At 73.4% G+C, this 18,956-nt stretch carries 18 protein-coding genes and 3 pseudogenes; 4 read left to right on the top strand and 17 right to left on the bottom strand.

What is annotated here, in order from left to right:
- Window positions 1–131: 131 nt before the first annotated feature.
- Together ABD794_RS03000 and ABD794_RS02995 are read right to left on the bottom strand one after the other, a co-directional pair.
- Window positions 132–986: an ABC transporter substrate-binding protein gene (locus tag ABD794_RS03000; protein ID WP_344960765.1), complete on the bottom strand. Its 855-nt coding sequence runs from the start codon at window positions 984–986 to the stop codon at window positions 132–134.
- A gap of 191 nt (window positions 987–1,177) precedes the next feature.
- On the bottom strand, window positions 1,178–1,762 hold the full coding sequence (locus ABD794_RS02995; RefSeq protein WP_344960768.1) for a TetR/AcrR family transcriptional regulator: 585 nt from the start codon (window positions 1,760–1,762) through the stop codon (window positions 1,178–1,180).
- A gap of 87 nt (window positions 1,763–1,849) precedes the next feature.
- On the opposite strand from ABD794_RS02995, the gene ABD794_RS02990 reads away from it, so the two are divergent.
- The 3 genes from ABD794_RS02990 to ABD794_RS02980 all read left to right on the top strand — a co-directional run bounded on the left by ABD794_RS02990 (window position 1,850) and on the right by ABD794_RS02980 (window position 4,576).
- A complete protein-coding gene (locus ABD794_RS02990; RefSeq protein ID WP_344960764.1) occupies window positions 1,850–1,999 on the top strand; it encodes a hypothetical protein in 150 nt (49 codons plus the stop codon).
- Complete coding sequence (locus ABD794_RS02985) at window positions 1,996–2,877, top strand: NAD-dependent epimerase/dehydratase family protein (RefSeq protein WP_344960763.1); 882 nt, start codon at window positions 1,996–1,998, stop codon at window positions 2,875–2,877. Before ABD794_RS02990 ends, ABD794_RS02985 begins: the two co-directional genes overlap by 4 nt.
- Before the next feature lie 133 nt (window positions 2,878–3,010).
- Window positions 3,011–4,576 (top strand): GMC oxidoreductase, encoded by a 1,566-nt coding sequence (locus ABD794_RS02980; RefSeq protein ID WP_344960762.1) that lies wholly within the window; start codon window positions 3,011–3,013, stop codon window positions 4,574–4,576.
- A gap of 10 nt (window positions 4,577–4,586) precedes the next feature.
- Here the strand turns inward: ABD794_RS02980 and ABD794_RS02975 are convergent, their stop codons facing one another.
- The 5 genes from ABD794_RS02975 to ABD794_RS02955 form a co-directional block, all read right to left on the bottom strand.
- A complete protein-coding gene (locus ABD794_RS02975; RefSeq protein WP_344960761.1) occupies window positions 4,587–5,387 on the bottom strand; it encodes a GNAT family N-acetyltransferase in 801 nt (266 codons plus the stop codon).
- Window positions 5,388–5,544: 157 nt separating this feature from the next.
- Window positions 5,545–6,732: an acyl-CoA dehydrogenase family protein gene (locus tag ABD794_RS02970; protein WP_344960760.1), complete on the bottom strand. Its 1,188-nt coding sequence runs from the start codon at window positions 6,730–6,732 to the stop codon at window positions 5,545–5,547.
- A gap of 128 nt (window positions 6,733–6,860) precedes the next feature.
- The gene (locus ABD794_RS02965; protein WP_344960759.1) at window positions 6,861–8,423 is read right to left on the bottom strand and encodes an MFS transporter; all 1,563 of its coding nucleotides are present in this window, start codon (window positions 8,421–8,423) and stop codon (window positions 6,861–6,863) included.
- Between the two features lie 202 nt (window positions 8,424–8,625).
- The gene (locus ABD794_RS02960) at window positions 8,626–8,814 is read right to left on the bottom strand and encodes a hypothetical protein (protein ID WP_344960758.1); all 189 of its coding nucleotides are present in this window, start codon (window positions 8,812–8,814) and stop codon (window positions 8,626–8,628) included.
- Window positions 8,811–9,191: a terpene synthase family protein gene (locus ABD794_RS02955; protein WP_344960757.1), complete on the bottom strand. Its 381-nt coding sequence runs from the start codon at window positions 9,189–9,191 to the stop codon at window positions 8,811–8,813. Before ABD794_RS02955 ends, ABD794_RS02960 begins: the two co-directional genes overlap by 4 nt.
- A 146-nt stretch (window positions 9,192–9,337) precedes the next feature.
- Here ABD794_RS02955 and ABD794_RS02950 point away from each other — a divergent pair, with 146 nt between their 5' ends.
- Window positions 9,338–9,835 (top strand): hypothetical protein, encoded by a 498-nt coding sequence (locus tag ABD794_RS02950; RefSeq protein WP_344960756.1) that lies wholly within the window; start codon window positions 9,338–9,340, stop codon window positions 9,833–9,835.
- A 10-nt stretch (window positions 9,836–9,845) separates the two neighbouring features.
- On the opposite strand, the gene ABD794_RS02945 is transcribed toward ABD794_RS02950, so the two are convergent.
- From ABD794_RS02945 to ABD794_RS02910, 10 genes and pseudogenes are all read right to left on the bottom strand, one after another.
- Window positions 9,846–11,510 carry a PEP-utilizing enzyme gene (locus tag ABD794_RS02945; protein WP_344960755.1) on the bottom strand — a complete coding sequence of 555 codons (1,665 nt, stop codon included), beginning with the start codon at window positions 11,508–11,510 and terminating at the stop codon, window positions 9,846–9,848.
- Entirely contained in the window at window positions 11,507–11,959 is a 453-nt protein-coding gene (locus ABD794_RS02940) for a PEP/pyruvate-binding domain-containing protein (RefSeq protein WP_344960767.1), read from the bottom strand. The genes ABD794_RS02945 and ABD794_RS02940 overlap by 4 nt, the downstream gene beginning before the upstream one ends.
- A 49-nt stretch (window positions 11,960–12,008) precedes the next feature.
- Window positions 12,009–12,308 (bottom strand): annotated as a pseudogene (locus tag ABD794_RS18520) (PEP/pyruvate-binding domain-containing protein); the annotation flags it as partial.
- 3 nt (window positions 12,309–12,311) lie between these two features.
- A complete protein-coding gene (locus ABD794_RS02935; RefSeq protein WP_344960754.1) occupies window positions 12,312–13,016 on the bottom strand; it encodes a transmembrane-type terpene cyclase in 705 nt (234 codons plus the stop codon).
- Window positions 13,017–13,066: 50 nt separating this feature from the next.
- Window positions 13,067–13,723, bottom strand: coding sequence for a thiamine pyrophosphate-dependent enzyme (locus ABD794_RS02930; RefSeq protein ID WP_344960753.1), 657 nt, complete (start codon window positions 13,721–13,723; stop codon window positions 13,067–13,069).
- Between the two features lie 119 nt (window positions 13,724–13,842).
- Window positions 13,843–16,392 (bottom strand): thiamine pyrophosphate-binding protein, encoded by a 2,550-nt coding sequence (locus ABD794_RS02925; protein ID WP_344960752.1) that lies wholly within the window; start codon window positions 16,390–16,392, stop codon window positions 13,843–13,845.
- Between the two features lie 57 nt (window positions 16,393–16,449).
- Complete coding sequence (locus tag ABD794_RS02920; protein WP_344960766.1) at window positions 16,450–16,800, bottom strand: class I SAM-dependent methyltransferase; 351 nt, start codon at window positions 16,798–16,800, stop codon at window positions 16,450–16,452.
- Window positions 16,801–16,894: 94 nt separating this feature from the next.
- Window positions 16,895–17,047, bottom strand: a pseudogene (locus ABD794_RS18515) (class I SAM-dependent methyltransferase); the annotation flags it as partial.
- 499 nt (window positions 17,048–17,546) lie between these two features.
- Window positions 17,547–18,122: pseudogene (locus ABD794_RS02915) on the bottom strand (UbiA family prenyltransferase); the annotation flags it as partial.
- A gap of 318 nt (window positions 18,123–18,440) precedes the next feature.
- Window positions 18,441–18,956, bottom strand: a 516-nt coding sequence (locus ABD794_RS02910) for a polyprenyl synthetase family protein (RefSeq protein ID WP_344960751.1), incomplete at its 5' end; no start/stop codon positions are given.

The raw sequence follows: 18,956 nt of genomic DNA, 5'->3' as shown, positions 1-18,956 counted from the left end.
TCCCGCCGCTGCCCGGTTTACCGGGCCGGGGGTCAGCCGCGCGGTCAGGGGACGTCGTCAGCCGAGCGCTATCCCCCCATTCGTGGCGGGGGGCGAGCGGGGCTTTATGCACCCGCACCACCACCCGCCGTTTAACACCGCCAATGGCCCCGCCCCCACCGAGTCCGGAGGGAAAAGGGCCCGCGTACATGTCTGTGGCATCCCCACGGGCCGGGGTTCGCCGGCGCGCGCGTCGCTCCTACCAGCCGGCCGCTGGAGCTCGAAAGACGGCTTCGCCGTCGGGGGTGCCGAGGGCGCAGCGCCGCCCGTCGGGGGTTGAGGAAGCGCCGCCCGGGAGCGAGCAGGGCCAAGCGTCTGGTTGACGGTCTCGGAGTCGTCCGCGCGGGACAGCGCCAGGCCCTGGACCAGGGTGTTGCCGTGGGGGCCGGCGCGCCGCGGCGCACCGGCGACGGCCTCCAGTTCCCGCCAGGTGCGCGGCGGTTCGGCGGCGCCCGCGGCGGCGAGGAGGCGCGGTTGCAGTAGAGGCCGTAGGTCTGGACCTCGGTGGGATAGCCGTACGCGGCGCCGTCGACGCTCACCGCCCGGGTGACGGCGGCGGGGAACCCGTCCTGTACGAGCGCGGCGTCGTCCGCCGGCACCGGGCGCAGCACTCCGGTGCGCACCAGTTGCCCCGCCCACAGGGCGTAGAGGTGGACGATGTCGGCGCCCTGTCCTGCCGCCTGTCGTACGACGACGGTGGTGAGCAGGTCCTCGAACCGGACGGCCATCGTCTCGACCCGGCTGTGCGACTGCCCGGCGTTCCAGTCGTCGACGGCGCGTTGCAGTCCGGCCTTGAGCGGCCCTTCCCCGTAGTGCGACAGCAGGGTCAGGGCCACCCGGCCGCGGCCGCCGCTCCGGCCCGGCCGCGCGCCGCACCCGCGGTCCGCCGTACCGATCCCCGCCGTCGTGAGGCCCGCGAGCCCGGCCAGCACCCGGCGCCGTCTCATCCGGTCCGTCCTGCGGCCGGGTTCCCTGCGGCGGAGGCGTCGGTCTCGTTCGGCATCGGCGATCAACCCATCGGGGGCGGGGGGGTGGTTCCCGGGCCTCTTTGTACCGGCCGGGCCGGGCCGTTCCCCGAAGGCGCGCGGTGCGGGGCGACAGGCGTCAACGGCCGTACAGGAGTGGGCGATCGATCATTCTACGATCCTTCGCCCAGGGCCTTGGCGGCGAAGGCGGCCAGCCCCTTCCGCAGTTGCTCCGCCGTCAGCCCCTCCGGTCCCGCGAGGTGTTCGACGAGGTCCGCCCGGACCGCCGCGAGCAGGGCGTGTGCCGTGAAGGCGGCGTCCTCGACGCCGGGCAGCTTCCGGAGCGTGCCCTCGAGGGTGGCATGCCACCACGCGTAGTGCTCCGCCTGGTAGGGGCTCGCGCCGCCGGCCTCCTCCAGGGCGAGGGCGAGGTACCGGTTGTCGAGCTTGAACCGCAGCAGCGCGTCGAGCAGGGCGAGGGCGCGGTCGCGCGGCGGCGCGGCGGGGCCGAGGGGGCCGGGGCCGGTCTCGACGGCCTGGCGCAGGGGCGCGATGCGGGCCTCGACCACGGCCCGGATCAGGCCGGTCCGGTCGCCGAAGCGGCGGAAGAGGGTGCCCTTGCCGACGCCTGCCGCCGCCGCGACGTCGTCCATGGAGACGCTGCCGGGGCTCTCGCTGCGGGCGAAGAGCGCGTCGGCCGCGGCCAGGACGGCTTCTCTGTTGCGTGCGGCGTCCGCGCGTTCCTTGCGCACCGGCAGGACCTCCCTTGCATAAACGGACCGACAGTCCGTATCGTGAAAGCGGACTTGCAGTCCGCATCGTCATCGTAGAAGACGGAGTGCCCGATGAGCGATTCCCCCCTGCCCGCGACTACGCCCGCGAACGTCTACCGCCGCGGCCTCGACCTGCTGCTGAGCAAGCGCGACTACCGGAACCCGTCCGCCGTCCCGGGCTCCCTGGACGACGTGAAGTTCTTCTCGACGGACGCGGCATGAGGAAGGGCAAGGCGCATGGAACGACCGATCACGCCGCCGTCCTCGTCACCGGCTCCACCGGCACCACCGGCAGCCGGGTCGCCTCCCGGCTGGTCGCGCTCGGCCACCGGGTCTCCGCGGCCACCCGCCGCCCCACCGCTCCGGACAGCGCCCGGTCCGTGCGCTTCGACTGGCACGAACCGTCGACGTACGCGCACGCGCTGCACGGCGCCGACCGCGTGTACCTCGTACCGCCCGTCGGGGACCCGCACCCCGCCGCCGTCATGCTGCCGTTCCTCCACGAGGCCCGCGAGGCCGGCGTACGGCGGGCGGTCCTGCTCGGTTCCTCGGCGATCCCCGCGGGCGGGCCGGGCGTCGGCCGGGTGCAGGAGGCGCTGCCCGGCCTGTTCGAGGAGTGGGCGGTCCTGCGGCCGTCCTGGTTCATGCAGAACTTCACCGGCGACCACGTCCACGCGGACGGCATCCGCACCGAAGGCGTCATCCGGACGGCGACCGGGACGGGACGCGTCGGCTTCGTCGACGCGGACGACATCGCGGCCGTCGCCGTCCACGCCCTGACCGACGACCGGCCGCCCAACACGGACCTGCTCCTCACCGGCCCCGAGGCGCTGAGCCACGACGACATCGCGGACATCCTCACGGGGACGACGGGCAGGCCGGTCGCCCACCGGCCGCTCTCCCCCGGGCAGTTGCGCGACCGCTTGACGGCGGCCGGTATGCCGGCGGAGTTCGCCGGGATGCTGGCCGAGCTGGACCGTGCCATCGCGGCAGGGGCGGAGGACCGCGTCCTGGACACGGTCGAACGCGTCACGGGACGGCCGGCCCGCAGCTTCCGCCGGCACGTGGAGGAGACGATGCGCCAGGCGAGGACGCCCTGACGGTGTCCACCACCCGTTGGGGTACAGCACGGCCGGCCCCGGCCCGCCCGCCGCGCCGGCCCCCTAGCGTCTGTGCCGTCCGCTTCGTGCGCGGCCGTCCGTTTCGCGCGCGCAGGGTTGCCAGGGAGCCGTGATGCCTTCACGCCGCCGGTTCACCGGTCTGTGCTCCGGCGGTGCGCTCGGCGCACTCGCCGCGCTGACCCCGGGATCCGCCGCCACCGCCGCCTCGCGGACGCATTTCCGCGCGATCGTCGTCGGCTCCGGCTTCGGAGGGTCGGTGGCGGCGCTGCGGCTGGGCGAGGCCGGGGTGGACACGCTGGTCCTGGAGCGCGGCCGGGAATGGCCGACCAGTCCGACGCGGGCCGTCTTCGGCTCGCAGGAGCGCGTCCGCGGGTCGATGTTCTGGTTCCGCTCCGTCGCCCGCTGGCCGGGCATCCTGCTGCCCGTCCCGGTCCGGCCGCAGCCGGGACTGGCGGAGGTGTCGGAGCAACCGCATCTCGACATCCTCTGCGCCGCGGCCGTCGGCGGCGGTTCCGTCCTGTACACCGGGGCGACCGTCGCCCCGCCCCGGCCCTGCTTCGCCTCGCTCTATCCCCCGGGGCTGTCCTACGACGAGTTCGCGACCCGCTGGTTCCCCCGCGCCGTGGCCGGGCTGGGGGCGACCGTGATGCCGCCGGACATCTACGCCTCACCGCCCTTCACCCACTCCCGGCTGTGGGACCGGCAGATGCGCCGCGCGGGGCACATGCCCTCCCCTGCGCCGTCCACCTTCGACTGGGACGTCCTGCGCGCGGAGTCGCGCGGCACGGTCCGTCCCTCGGCGACCGCCGGCGAAACGGATTTCGGATGCTCGAACGGGGCCAAGAAGTCCCTCACCCGTACCTACCTCCCCCGGGCCCTGAGCACCGGGCGCGTCCAGCTCCGGCCGCTGCACGAGGTCCGTACGATCCACCGCCGGCGCCACGGCGGTTACGCCCTGGAGGTACGCCGGCTCGCCCCCTCCGGCGCCACCGTCGACACCGACGAGTACACCTGCGACCTGCTGTTCGTGTGCGCGGGCACCCTCAACACCAACCGACTCCTCGTGGCCGCCCGGGACCGCGGCGATCTCCCCGGCCTGCCGGCCGCCGTCGGCACCGGCTTCGGCACCAACGGCGACCAGATCGGCGTCCGTTCCACGCTCCTGGACCGCACCGGACCGTCCCAGGGAGCCCCGTGCGCGTCCACCTGCTTCATCTCTCACGCCTATCCGCAACCGGCCCGGGTGGAGAACTGGCAGTGGCTGGGAGCGCACGGGCTGCCGCTGCTGTTCACGCTCCTGCTGACCGTCGACCACGACAACCGCGGCAGGTTCGTCCACCAGCGCGGCAGCGACTCGGTCCGGCTCGCGGACTGGACCCCGGCCAAGCAGCAGCCCTCGGCCCATACGCTCGCCCGGTACCAGGCGGACGTCCTGGCCGCCAACCCCGGGCTCGTCACCGTGGCACTGAACTATCCGGCCCCCTTCACCTCCCACCCCCTGGGCGGATGCGTCATCGGGCAGTGCACCGATCTCGAAGGCCGGGTCGAGGGCTCGCCGGGCCTGTACGTGCTGGACGGTTCGCTGATCCCCGGGAACGTGGGCGGCGCCAACCCCTCCCTGACGATCACCGCACTCGCCGAGCGGGCCATGGCCCGGATCGTCGCGGCGGGCGGGTAGGGCGGATCGGTCAGTCCTTCAAACGGTAGAAGCGGATCGGCGAATTCGGCTTGAACCCCATACGCGTGTACACGGGCGCCCCGGCGACGGTCGCGTGCAGAACGGCGCGGGTCAGCCCGGTCGCGCGGGCGCCCTCGTACAGCGCCTTGCGCGTCACCGCCTCGCCGTATCCCCGGCGTTGCCACTCCGGGTCCGCGGCGACGAGCACGACGAAGAGGCGGCCGTCCGCCTCGACCGCACCGGCGCACGCCACCGGAACGTCGCCGCGCATGCCCAAGTAGGCGTACACCTCGTTCGTCCAGAGCGCGGACCCGACGAGTCCGTCGCGGCCCTCCTCCAAAGGGAACCCGTACCCACGGGAGTTGAGGTCCGCGTAAGCCCGCAAGTGCTCGTCGGAGGTCACGCGGACGAACGTCAGATCGGGGTGGCACGGCTCCGGGACGGGGAGCAGGTCTCCGGCCATGCCGGTACCGGGGAAGGCGCATTCGAGGCCCGCCCGCTCGGCCGCCGTTCCCAGCGCGGAGCGCGCCCCGTCGTCGAGGAGGTCCTCGAAGAGCCACAGGAAGCCCGGGTGCCGCTTCGCCCGCATGATGTCCGCGGCCTGGCCCAGCCGCCGTCCGACGAGCTCCGCGTCCGCGCCCACATCGGTCAGGGTGACGCAGTTCCAGAAGGCGAACCGGCAGTCGGCCCAGCGGACGGCGATGCCAGGAAGGTCGCGCACGTCCGCGCCGGGGTCACGGTCGAGCGCCATGGCACGCCAGACCGTGGCCAGTTGCTCCATCGATTCGACGGACTCCGCGAGGTCGGTCACTCCGGCTCCCTAGGTCGTCGTGCGGGCAGAAGCCCGCATCCGGGTCGGCAGCCACCCTACCCACGCCGCTGACGGCGGGAATCATTCTTCCCAAGTACCGGTGGCTGATGGCGCGTTCGGCTCGCATCCCCGGTCCTTGCCGGACTCTGCAGGAGGCTCAGATCAGCGCGCTCACCTGTTCCTCGATGCCGAGCAGGGCCCGGCCGTACACCTCGCTGGAGATGGCGGGGTTGGTGAGGGCGTGCCGGCTGGCGGCCTCCTGGTCGCGCCACATGCGCTGCAGGGGGTTGGCCTCGGCGAAGCTTCCGGCGCCGTGGACGTTCAACAGGAGGTCCAGCGCCTCCCGCGAGCGACGGGCGACCGTGGCGCTGTCCATGCGCACGCGTGCCCGCTCGCGCAGCGGCATGTGCCGGCCGCTCGCCGCCCAGGCGTCGATCTCGTCCGCGGCGCGCAGCAGATGCAGCTCGGCGGTGTCGATCAGCTGGGCGGCCTCGGCGAGCTGCATCTGGACGGAGGGCGCCTGCCGCGCCTGCTCGTAGAAGGTGTGCGACAGGGGACGCCCCTTCGCGAGGGACTCCAGCACCAGCTCCATCCCGCCACGGGCCAGGCCCGGTTGGGGCGCCACGATCACCGAGGCGAGCACCGGGACGAACGCCGCGCGGTACAGCGCCTCGTCCGTGAACTCGGTGGGGTACTCGCCCCGCAGCGCCCCGGTCACCGACAGGACGCGGTGCGCGGGCACGAACACGTCCTCGGCGAGGAGCGTGTGGCTCCCGGTGCCGCGCATCCCGGCCGTGTGCCAGGTGTCCTCGACCGTCAGCTCGTCCGTCGGGACCAGGGCCAGTCCCCGTTCCGGCGGTTCGCCGGACGCGCCGGCGAGCGGTATGCCGAGCAGCGCCCATTGAGCGTGCAGGCAGCCGGACGCGAAGGGCCACCGCCCGGTGATGACCTGGCCGTCCCCGGTCGCCCTGCTCGTCCCGCCGGGGGTGAGGACGGAACAGGCACGGGCACCGGGATCCTCCCCGTACACCTCGCATTGGGCGCGTTCCGGATAGAGGCCGACGAGCCAGCCGCAGATGTTGAACAGAGCGGTGTTCCAGGCGGTGGAGCCGCAGCCCCGGCCGAGTTCGGCACTCACCTCCACGAGCGTGCGGACGCTCGTCTGGTGGCCGCCGAACCGCCGGGGGACCGTGAGGCCGAACAGACCGGCCTCCGCGAGGGCTTCGATGTTCTCCCCGGCGATCTGCCGGTCCTCCTCGGTGCGGGCGGCGTTGCGACGCAGGAGGCCGACGAGTGCGGCGGCCCGTTCGGTCAGCTCCTGCCGGCTTTTCGCGCTGGTCGTCATGGTGGTGGTGTCCTCCGTGCCGCGGTGGTGCCGGACGGCGCGCCGGCGCGCGCCTCACGGGGCAGCATGAACGATCACGGGCACGTTGGGGAAGGGCACGCCGGAGGCCGGATCCGGGGCCGCCCCGGTCACGGAGCGACTGCCTCCTGATCACGGTCCCGCTCCGGTACCGGCCCCGTGGGCCTTCCGGCAGGACGCAGGGCGATCACCAGCACAGCCGCTCCGCAGAGGGCGATGAGCATGATCCAGACCGCGCCGACGTGCATGGCGTGGACGAACGCGTCGTCGGCAGCCCGCGCGAGAGCGGGGCGGTGGATCGCGGTGGCGGCATGCCGGGCCTGTTCGGCGGAGACCCGTGCCCGGTCCTGCACCGGCCCGGGTACATCGCTCAGCGAGGGTTCGATCGCGCGCCGGTACACGATCGACATGATCGTGCCGCCGACCGCGAGCCCGATCACGCTGCCGGTCTGTCGCACGGTGTTGGTGACGGCCGACCCGGCACCGGCCCGTTCCAAGGGCAGGAAGCCGATCAACGCCGCCGTCACCGGGCCGAGCACCATGCCGATGGAGAGGCCCTGGACCAACAGCAGGATCTCGATCCGGAGAAGCGGGGTGTGCAGTCCGAGGAGGGCGTACGCGCCCATGGTCAGCGCCGCCACGGTCAGCGCCGGTACGGCGACCGGCCGCAGCGACCAGCGGCGTACCAGACGCGCCCCGAGGGGCGCCCCCAGGATCGCGCCCAGCGCGGTCGGGAGACCGGCCAGGCCCGCCTCCATCGGCGACAGGCCGCGCGCGCCCTGCAGATAGAACGCGTTGTAGAAGGTGACGGCGGCAATGGCGAAGAGGAGCAGACCGAGCGCCGCGTTACCGCCGCCGAACGCGCGCTGCGCGAGCAGCCGGGGATCGAAGCTCGGCATCTTGATGCGCAGTTCGACGAGCACGAAGGCGGCCAGCAGGACCAGTCCGACGGCGATCGGCGCCCAGACCTCCGTACGGCTCCAGGCGGTCACCTGCCCCGCACGGATCAGCCCGTAGGCCAACGCCGCGAGCCCGCTGATCGACAGCAGCATCCCGGCCGGGTCCATCGGCCGCGGGACGGGGCTGCGGAAATTCGGGACCAGCATGGCGATCCCGGCCAACGCCAGCGCCACGACGGGGACATTGACCAGAAAGACCGAGCCCCACCAGAAATGGTCGAGAAGCAATCCTGCCAAGACCGGGCCCACAGCCATTCCGACGCCGGCGGAGGTCGAGGAAATGGCGATCGCCGTCGCGCGGGCGGGGCCGGTGAAGGTCCACATGAGGATGGCCATGTTGGCGGGCATGATCAGCGCGCTGCCCACTCCCATCGCGGCCCGTGCGGCGATCAGTTGGCCCGCGTCGCCCGCGTACGCCGCCCACACCGAGGACCCCGCGAATACCACCAATCCCGTCGCGAGCACGGTCCGGTGACCGAAGCGATCGCCCAGTGCACCCGCGGTGAACATCAAGGTGGCAAAGGCCAGAGTGTACGAGCCGGTGGCCCATTGGAGCTCGGCCGGCCCGGCGTCCAGCCCACGGACCGGGTCCGCGAGGGTCTCCAGGGCGGTACTCAGGACGGTGTTGTCCAGCCAGATCAGCAGCGAGCACAGCATGAGAACGGCAAGGATCAACTGCTGCCGGGACTTGGGCAATGTCGGGGAGGTGGTCATGAATTCCCTTGGGTGCGATCGGTGAAGATCTGACGAACGGACCGTAGGCCACTGTCGCACCCCTGTCAATTTCCGATTTCGGGTCAACAAACCGCTGGTTCCGGCGAGTTGACGAGGCATACGGTCACGCCTCTGTCAATTCCGAGTGCCGTGAACAGAATGCAGAATTGGCCAGCCCTCGGGGCATATCGTCACGCCCCTGTCAATTTCCGAGCTCGGCCTGCGTGCGCTCGGCCGCGGGGAGGGCGAGGCGGTCGCAGAGCCGCCCGAGGTCCTTCTCCAACGCGCCGAAACGCGCGACACGTCGGCGCACCTCGCGCTGCACGACCGGGACCGCCGCGTCGCGCGAACATCCGTGCTCGCGCTCGACGATGAGCACCAGGTCGCTCAACTCCCCTTTCGTTCCTCCTTCTGCACCGACTGCACGTCGTTGACCAGGAACTGGTTCAAGGTGGGGTCGGCGCCCACCACCTGTCGGCGCAGGAGCACGTACTCCGCGGAGCCGAGGGCGCGTCGCGCCCGGCGATGGCGGGCCTCGGTGACGTGTCCGGCGAAGTAGGTCATCCACGCCTCGACGGCCTTCATCCGCCATACCCGGCGGCGGGCCCGGACCGTACCGGGCGACGATGCGCGACGTCCTGTCCTCGTAGTGCTGCCGGACGGTCCCGGCCGTGTTGTCCAACGTGCCCCCCTGCCAGAGGCTGGAATTCCAGGTTGGGAGCCGGAGGGGCGGACCGCCGGAGCACGTCCGGACAGAGCTCCGTCCATGGCGCCACGATGCGATCCGGCACCACACGCGTGATAGTGGATGCGTCGGACGGTTCCCGTCCGGTCGACGGTCACGGGAGCCGCGAGATCGCGACGCAGCGAGCCGGGTGGCACTTATGGAGCCCGAAGTCCAGATCATCCTTGCCGTGACGCTGCTGATCCTCGTGATCGGCGTGCTCATCAGCCTGGTGTGGCACTGCACGGAAGAAGACGGCCAGCGGATGGAATCCATCCGGACCGTGGCGGGCCTGCTGGCGATCCTGGTGAGCGATGCGGCCATCGTCTTCGCCCTGATCTGGGGTGCGAGCAGGATTACGGGAAGCGACAAGTCCACGGTCCTGGTAGGTCTGGCCACTGCGGCGTTCACGGCCGTCAGCACCGTGACCACGGCATACCTCGGCATCAAGGCAGTGTCCAATACCGCTCAGCTTCTGGCCCGGAAAAACGATGCCAATCCGCCTCCGCCCCCTGCCGGACCGCCCGGCGGAGGCAAGAACAAAGACGGCAAAGACGGCCCCGGCGGACCACCGGAGTCCACGTCCATGACCAATGAGGAATGGGAATCAATCAAAAAGGAAATGGAAGGACGTGGGGTCGACCACAGCCGCATAAAGGACATCGAAGATTCGATGCGCCTTCGGTGACTCCGGCGTCCTACCCGCCCACCGCGGTGACCGTCCCGGCGGTGCCGTCGACCCGGACGTACTGACCGTCGCGGAGCGTGCGGGTGGCGTTGACGGAGCCCATGACGGCCGGGATGCCGTATTCGCGGGCCACGACGGCGGCGTGCGAGCCAAGCCCTCCGGTGTCGGTGACCACCGCCCGGGCCAGGCGGAACAGCGGTGTCCAGCCGGGGTTGGTGTACGGGCAGACCAGGACGTCGCCCTCGGTCATCCGGTGGAACTCCGCGGGCCCCCGGATGATGCGCACCGGCCCGGTGGCCGTGCCGCGGGCGGCCGCGATCCCGCTGATACCCGCGTCTCCGGAGTCGAGGACCGCCAGCAGCTCGGGCGGTACGGGGCTGTAGTCGCGCAGCACGGCGGCACGGCGGCGCCCGCGCTCGGCGGCCAGGGCGTGGACGGCCTCCGGCTCGCCGTCCGTCTCGCCGAGCTCCAGGAGGAAGATGTCCTCGGGCCGGTCGAGGGCGCCGCGCAGGGTCAGCCGTCTCCCCTGTTCCAGGAGGAGGCGGCGCACCACGCCCAGACCCGTGACGAGGTGGAAGTGGCTGTCCTCCCGGAAGGCGGCGTGGACGCGGGCGGCGGGCAGCCGGCGCAGTGCCGGCCGGCCGAACAGGCGCCCGCGGAGGCCGCGCGCGGAGGTCACGGCGGACCGGGCCGCGGCCATGCGGTCCGCGCCGCTCGGGACCTCCGGCGCATGCTGCTGCGCCAACTCCTCGGCGTGGTCCGCCGGTTCCGGTGCGCGCGCAAGACTGAGCAGCAGGCCGTGGAGGATCTCCGGGGAGTCGCGCAGCGTCGGTGAGCCCAGCGAGGGCGTCGCGGTCATCCGGTAGCCGTGGTGCGTCAGGTGGCGGCGCAGACCGGCCAGCAGAGCGCGGCCGGCCGCCGTCTCCGCCAGGCGGGCGTCGATCTCCTCGGCCGCGCACCGCTCGTAGATCTCCCGCAGTTCGGGGTCGCGGCGGATGCGGGCGGCGAGTTCGGCCAGTTCCCGGTCGGCCTCGCCGATCAGCGTGGGGACGCCGGAGAGGAGGTCGGCGTGGAGCCGTCCGCCCTCGTCGGCCCCGAATCCGGCCCGCAGCCACAGCGACAGGGACGCGTCGGCGGCCATGCCGCGCGGCAGCGCTCCGAAGCGCGGTCCCACCAGCGCCCCGAGGACGCCGCGCACCTGCGCGAGCCGGTCGGCGAGTTCCCGGTCGGAGAGGTCCGCCGGCTCCTCTCCGTCGATCCGCTCGACCAGCGGCACCAGCGTGCGGCGGCACTCCTCGGTCCACTCGTCCGCCGAAACCCTGGTCCAGCCGAGGGACTTGAGGAACAGCATCGGCAGTCCCGGCACCGCGCGGACCGACGGACGGAAGCGGGGCGGTACGAGCCGTACGGCGGCGTCGTCCACGCCGACGAGTACCTGCTCGGCGCTCCCGGCCTCGATCCCGGCCCGTCGCAGCGCGTCCAGACAGGTCGTCACGACGGGGCGCAGGAAGACCGAGCAGTCCATCGGGTAGTGCGGTACGGGGTAGTGCTCGGCCTGGGCCAGGGCGAGCCGGGCCTTGCGCAGTTGGCGGCGGGAGGGGGGTCTGCGCCGGGCGGGCGCCGTCGCGGCCCGGCCGGTGGCCTCTTCCGCGGGCGTGTCGGGCAGGCCCGTCATGGGCGGGCCTGCAGCAGCCAGCAATGGCCGCCGGCGCAGGCCCACTCGATGTCCTGGGGCCCGCCGAAGAGCGCCTCGACCCGGTCGGCCAGGCGCACCAGCTGGTCGAGTTCGGCCGTGGGCAGCGAGGGCCGCTCGCTCAGCAGCCGCCCGTCGGTGCGGTCCACGACGTGGGTCACGCCCGTGGTGTGCCCGGAGACCAGTGCCTCGCCCAGTCCCTCCACGGCGTCCACGGTGATCCGGTCGCGGCGGCCGGTGACCGGGTCCGCGGTGAACAGCACCCCGGCCCGGCGGGCGTCCACCATGGGCATCACCAGCACGGCCATCACCGGTTCCGGCGTCCGGCCGGGCTGCCGGCGGAGCCGGTAGTCGGCGGCGCGGGCCGTCCACAGCGAGGCCCAGCAGGCGCGGACCGCCGCGACGACGTCCTCCTCGCCCTCGACGTTCAGAGAGGTGTCGTACTGCCCGGCGAACGAGGCGTCCCGCCAGGTCCTCCGCGGTGGCCGAGGAACGCACGGCCACGCGGGGGGACCCCAGCTTCCGGTACGCCTCGGCGATGCCCCCGGCGATCCCGTCGGGGACCTCGGCGGCCCGGATCAGCTCGCCCAGCCGGCCGGGGTCGTCGCCGCCGATGCGGTGGTGGGTGAGGAAGTCCCGGTAGGCCGCGCCGGCGATGACGAACCCGGCCGGGACGGGCAGCCCGGCCGCGGCCGCCTCGCCCAGCCGGGCGGCCTTCGCGCCCACCGTCCCCGCGTCCTTCCGTGCGACCTCCGCCAGTTCCCGGATGTAGTGCGTCATGTGTCACCGCTCTCCGCCGACCCCGGCTTTGGCCCCTACCTTGCCCGGTGGCCGGGCGGGCCCGCTACCGCCCTGCCGCATCCGGTACACCGCCACCACATAGACCGCGTCGGCCACGAGGCAGACGAGGTAGAGAAACTTCAGCAGCGCGGAGTGACCGTACTCCGCGAGCGGCGGCCGCGCGTACACGCCGAGCGATGCCGCCGCGGTCCCGAGCATCTTGGCCGTGGCGATGCCCGGGGACTGGCCGCGCAGCGACTTCCGGGCCTGGAGCATGCCGAGGAACAACAGCGACATCATCAACGACTGCAGGTAGGAGGCCCGCAGGCCGTAGCGGTCCCCGAACTCCCTGCTGACCAGCACGTCGGTGACGGCGGTCACGGCGATGACGCCGGTGAACATGGCGTAGCACAACGGGCGTGACAGGCCGGGGAATTCCCGGGGTCCGTAGCGGAAGACGTACCACAGGACGGCCAGGTCGGTCAGCAGCCAGACGCTGTCGATGTGAGCTGGGCGCGGTAGACGAAGGTGCTGTCGTAGGTGGGCGGGGAGACCACCGTGAAGTAGAACTCCCAGCCGAGGTTTGGCCCCGAGGGCGGCCAGGGGCATGCCGTACGTACGGTCCGCGCGGCTCTTGAGCACGATCAGGACGTAGGTGGTGGTCCAGAAGATCCCGGCGAACGTGTGGGCGACCACTTGGGTGATCATGAACCGAACCCTCCCGATGAGGTTTCCCGCTCTCTCCGGCTGCCCGGTGGTCAGGCGCCTCCCCGTCCGGCCACCGCCCGCCACGCCTCCCGGGCCAGCGCGAGGCCGTAGGCGAAGACCTGAGCGGCGGCCGGGCGGTGCTGCGCGGGGGCGGGGATCTCGTGGGCGTCGCAGATGATGTCCAACAGGTGCGGGGTGCCGGACCCCGCCACGTCGCGCAGCACACGGCGCAGTTGGGCACGGGTGCGTACGGTGGTGGCCGGGACGCCGAAGGCGCGGGCGAGGGCGGCGAGATCGCCGTTGTGCAGCGCGGAGCCGAACTCGGGCCACCCCATGATCTCCTGCTCGAACCTGATGGCGCCGAGCCTGCGGTTGTTGAAGACGCAGATCACGACGGGCTCGTCCAGGGTGGCGAGGGTGGCCAGTTCGCTCAGGGTCACGGCGAGCCCGCCGTCGCCGACGCCCGCCACGATCCGGGTGCCGGACCGCCGGCGGGCGATGCCGATCGCGGCGGGCAGGGCGAAGCCCATGGTGGCGAAGGAGCTGCTCCAGACGAACCGACGGGCGCCGAGGAAATAGCGGTAGAGCCACAGGGTGTTCAGCCCGACGTCCGCGATGACGGTGGTGTCGTCCGCCCGCTCGTCCGACAGTTCGTCCGACAGGGTGAGCGCCACGGTGGAGGGCCGGATCCCGCTGCGCCGCCCCACCGACGGGCCGACGGCGCGGCGCCTCGCCGCGAGGAACGTCTGCCGGCTTGCGGCGGTGAACTCCGCGCGCTCGTCTGCGAGTTCGGCATCGGGCGGGCCCGACGCGCCGATGCGGCGGGTCAGTTCCTGGAGGGTTTCCGCGGTGGTGCCGTGCAGGCGCAGGTCCGCCCGGGGGAGGCAGCGAGCCGTGCGAGGTCGTGGTCGACCTGGATCAGCCGGAAGTCGCCGTGCAGGTCGAAGGCCGAGGTGCCGCGCTGGGAGACCCCCAGCGCCAGCAGGACGTCGCAGCTCTTGAGGGCCCTGGCGGCCGAGGTGTGGCCGGAGGAGCCGATGCCGCCGGCGAAGCGGGGGTGGTCCTCCGGCACGGTTCCCCGGCCGGGCATGGTCGTCACCAGCGGCGCGTCCAGCCCGGCGGCGAGGTCCAGCAGCTCGGCGGTGCTGCCCCGGGCGCCGCGGCCCGCCAGCAGCAGCGGACGGCGGGCGGCGGCGAGGACGGCCGCCGCCCGGTCGAGCAGGGCGGCCGGCGGCAGCGTGGCGGAGGGCGCCGCCTCCCACGACGGCAGGTCCGGTGAACCCGCCTCCTGTTCGAGGGCGTTGGCCCCGATCTCCACATAGGCGGCGCCTTGTCCGGCGACGGCCCGGTGGAGGGTCCGGACCGCCCGGTCCAGGGATTCCGGGGTTCCGTCCAGGCGGGCGGTGCGGGCCGCATCCCGGAAGAGGGCGGTCCCGTCGACCACGCCCTCGTCCTGCCGTACGCCGAGGACGATCAGGGCCGCGTGGTCGTACGCGGCGTCGTGGATGCCGTTCGCCTGGAGCACCAGGTCGGCCTCGCCCGTGGCGACGCAGACGGTGGGGCGCCCGGTGTGTTTGGCGACGGCCGAGCCGGTCAGGGCGGCGGACTCGGGATGGACGACCGCGTGGGTGGCGATGCCGGCCGCACGCAGGCAGGCGAGCAGCGGCCCGGCGGCCGCGTCGGTCCGCGCGTAGGCGTCGGTGACGCCGAGGCCGGCCAGGGCCCGGGCCAGCAGGCGGCCGACGCTGCCGTCGCGGGCCGCGTCCGGCGGGCCGGGGCGATCCGCGTCCGCATCGGGGGCCGGGCCCGTGCCGTGGACCGCGATGTGCTCCCGGGCCTCCCCCAACCCGGCGGTCCCGGCCGGGACGCACAGCAGGGACGGGCCCGGGGTCCGCAGAACGGCGCGGAGTTCACCGGCCAGCCGTGCCGGGTCGGTGACCCGCCGTGCCGCCAGTCCGGCGGCCACGGCGACGCCGCGCAGGTCGGCGGGGGCGTCGCGCTCGACGCAGACCACGGTGACGGGCAGGTCGTAGCGCCGGGCCGTGAGGAGTTCCGCCGCGAAGTCGGCGAGGCCGGTGTCGGTGGTGACCGCCACGGAGGGCCGGCCGGGAAGCGCGACGGCGGCGCCGAGGGCGGCGGGCAGCGCGACGCCCCGGCAGCGCAGGGCGTAGGAGGACAGGATGTCCCGCTGCCGGACGGGGAGTTGGGTGAAGCCCGAGTCCAGGATGGCGCCGGGCTCCAGCGACAGGACGGCGTCGTGCGCGGCCGTCCCGTCCAGGGCCTGCCACAGGGGTGCCGGACCGGCGGGCCGGGGCAGCGCGTCCGCGGCGCGGGCCGGGCCGGGGGCTGGGGCGGCGGCTTCCGGTACGGCGGCGGCCAGGTCGCGCAGCAGTTCCTGCTCGTCGCCGAGCAACCGCAGCCATCCGGCGGGCCGTTCATGGGCCGCCTCGGCGGGGTCCGCCACCTGGACGACGTGAGGGGACGTCAGCATCCGTCGCACGCTCGCCGTATGGGCGCCGACGAGTAGCACACTCGGCGCATGTGCCAGGAGTTCGCGGACGGCGTCGCCGATCTCGTCGCGGATGTGCACGGCGGGGGCCGTACGGGGGTGGGCGAAGTAGCGATGGCCTTCGGGGAGGACGAGGACCGGGGCACCCAGGCGATCGCTCAACTCGTCTATGTGCGCGCCTGTTTCGGAGGTGGTGCGCCCCACCAGCAGCGCGTGGACACCGCCTGCGAGCCGGTCGGCGGCGGCCAGCAGCAGCCCTTTGTCGTGCTGGAGCCCGGCCCTCAGCGGGCCGCCCCGCCAACGGACCGACACCCCCGTCGGCACCGGGGCCGCGAGCGCGTCCGAGGAACAGGCCAGATGCACCGGGCCCTGGCGCACCGCGGCCTCGCCGAGCGCCCGGGCGACCATGGCGAGCTGCCGGGGCGAGGCGACGTGGTGGTTGTAGACGGCGCACCCGTCGAAGAGCCGGACCGGGTCGATCTCCTGGAAGGACGCCAACCCCACCTGCTCGACTGGGACTTGCCCCGACAGCGCCATCAGCGGTGCCCGGTCCGCCAGGGCGTCGTAGGCGCCCAGCAGCAGATGGGTCGCCCCGGGCCCCGCGGTGCCCAGGCAGACGCCGGGAGTGCCGGTGAGCCTGCCGTAGGCGGCCGCCATCAGGCTCGCGGCGCCCTCGTGCCGGACACCCACCAGGGAGATCCGGCCGTCGCGCCGGAGGGCGTCCAGGAGCGGGTTGAGGGACTCGGCCGGCATCCCGAAGACCGTCCGCACGCCGAGGCGGGCCAGCCCCTCGACGACCTCATCGGCGAACCGCCGCCTGCCCAGGGCGTCGGCGTACACGTTCCGGTTGACCTGCATGGAACTCATCGACTCCTCACGGATCGTGCCGTCGCTCGGCCCAGTGCAGACAGGCGATGCCTCCGGTCAGGGACCGGCGGCCGTAGCGCACGAAGCCCGCCGCGGCGCAGAGCCGGGCGATGGCGTCGGGCCCCCGTAGGTGAGGATCTCCTCCCGCAGGTGGCCGTAGCCCTCCAGGTGCCGGGACCGGCCCAGGAGCCTCATGGTGTGCAGCCCGCCCGCGTACAGGCGGCGCAGCAAGCGGTTGTCGGGCGTGCCCAGTTCGAGGAGGAGCAGGGTGCCGCCGGGCCGCAGGACGCGCAGCAGTTCGGCGGCGCACCGCTCGCGGTCGGCCATGTCGTCGATGGCGAAGGCCACGCAGGCGACGTCGAACACGCCGTCGGCGAAGGGGAGATGGAGCCCGTCGGCACGGACCAGGCGGACGCGCCGCTCCCCCGTGCCCGGGGACTCCGCGCGCGGCCTTCTCGCGGGCGACCTTGAGCATGGCCGCGTTGAGGTCGCAGCCGACGACGTACGCCGACGGGTTGCGGGCGGCGATCGCGGTGGCCAGACTGCCCGTTCCGGTGGCCAGGTCCAGGACGCGGATCCGCTGCGCGGGGTCCACCCGGGCGGCGACCAGGCGTCGCCAGCGCCGGTCGGATCCCAGGCTGAGCAGCGAGTTCATCAGGTCGTAGCGGCTCGCGACCCTGTCGAAGAGACGCTGCGGCGTCTTCGGCCGGGGCCGGGGCGGGGCCTCGCGGGGTGCGGCGGCGACGGGAGCGGGCGGCTTTAATGGTGGGTCCGTGTGCGGTGCGCCGGGCGCCGGTCCGCTCGCGTCGGCGTCGCGGCGCGTGTCCAGGGCCAGCAGATCGCTGCCGACGAGGATCACCGTGCCGGCCCCGAGGGCGGCCACCGAGGCCCACCCGGGGTCCTGGAGCAGCAGGACCGTGCCGAGGAATCCGCTGGACAGCAGCATGTCGGCGCGGAGCACGCGGTTGGCGGCCGCCGCGTCCCGGGCGCGTACCAGCCGCCGGCACTGGATCGCGGCGAGCACGGTCCAGGGGGTGGCGAACAGGACCCGGGGCGATGCCGCGTGCGCGGGCACCAGCAGGGGCAGGGCCAGATAGGCGGCCAGGGTGATCGCGCTCGCGGCGAGGGCGGCCGTGCGCCGGTCGGCGAAAGAGCGTCGCGGAGGTGCGCAGCCCGGCCCGGCGGTCGCCGTCGTGGTCCGGGACGTTCTTGACCAGTCCCTTGGCCGTGAACCACAGGAACAGGAACGCCAGCATGGCCAGCGCCGGGCCGGTCGGCGCCACCACCGTGCGGTGCGCCCCGAACCAGCCGATCAGGAACGGTCCGACGACGGCCTGCGCGAAGATGTAGAGGCCGAGGAAGGGGCGGGCCTTCATGCGCAGCGGCCCGAACGAGTACTGGTGCACGCCCAGCAGTCCGATGAGGACGAAGACCAGGAACGCCGGTCCGTAGCACAGTGCGAGGGCGGCCATGAGGGCGTTGAGCGCCACGATCGCGTACAGCAGCCGGCGGCGGCCCATGCGGTAGAGCAGCCAGGCGCGGCCGGGCAGGTTGCGGCAGTCCTCGTCCACGTCGGTGTAGGTGTTGGTGATGTTGGCGAGGAAGCCGACGAGGAACGCCTGGACGGCGCCGACCGGCATCAGCGCGTCCGGCTCGACCGGTCCGGCGTAGCCGAGTCCGAGGACGTAGGCGAAGAGTCCCGGGACGCAGGTGCGGGGGCGGCCGATCATCACCAGCAGCCGCAGCGACTCCCGGCGGCGGACGCCCACTTGGGGTCCCCGGACGATCTCCGCCTGCCGCTGCGGCGGAATGGTGCGGAACTCCTCGGCGCTCAGCGGCACCGTGGTGTCGACGGGCGTGGTCGGGTTCGGTGCCACGGCCGCATCACCTCCGGTCCGGGGCGGAGAGGACGGACCGGGCCAGCTCCGCGAGCATCGCGGCACCGTCCGGGCTGAGTTCGCCGCCGGTGCGGGAGAGGTGGTGAACCGATTCCTCGATGAGCTCCCGGGCGGTGGCGTAGCACGAGGCGATCGCGGGTGTGCGGGAGATCAGCCGTATCGCCCGCGCGGAGCGGCCTGCTTCCGTGGCGGCGTCCTCCGCGGCGGCGTCCTCCGTCGCGGCGCCTTCCGTCGCGGCGTCGGCGGCGTCGGTACGGGGCGGGGGCGGGGCGAGCAGGTGCGCCAGGCCGGCCCGGTGGGGCAGCGCGCGCGCAGCACCGGCAGGGTGTAGATCCCGGCGGCCAGGTCCTGGCCGGGAGGCTTTCCGGTGCTGCCGGGCGGCAGGGTCAGGTCGTGGATGTCGTCGACGATCTGGAAGGCCGTGCCCATCAGCCGCCCGTAGCTGCTCACGGCCTCCACGGCGGAAGCCGAAAGTCCGCAACCGAGCGCGCCCAGGCGGCAGGCGGCGGAGATCAGCGCGGCCGTCTTCCCCTCGACGGCCGCGAAGTAGTCGTCCTCGCGCCGCTCGGTGTTGTACTGGTCGCCGATCTCCCGGGCCATTCCCTCGCACATCGCCACGAACGTCCCGGCGACGGCGGCTCCTTCCGCCTCTCCCAGGCCGGTCGC

This window comes from Streptomyces thioluteus (assembly GCF_039535865.1).
Note: the sequence above shows the minus strand (reverse complement) of the source record. Positions and strands in the feature narration are given on the sequence as shown.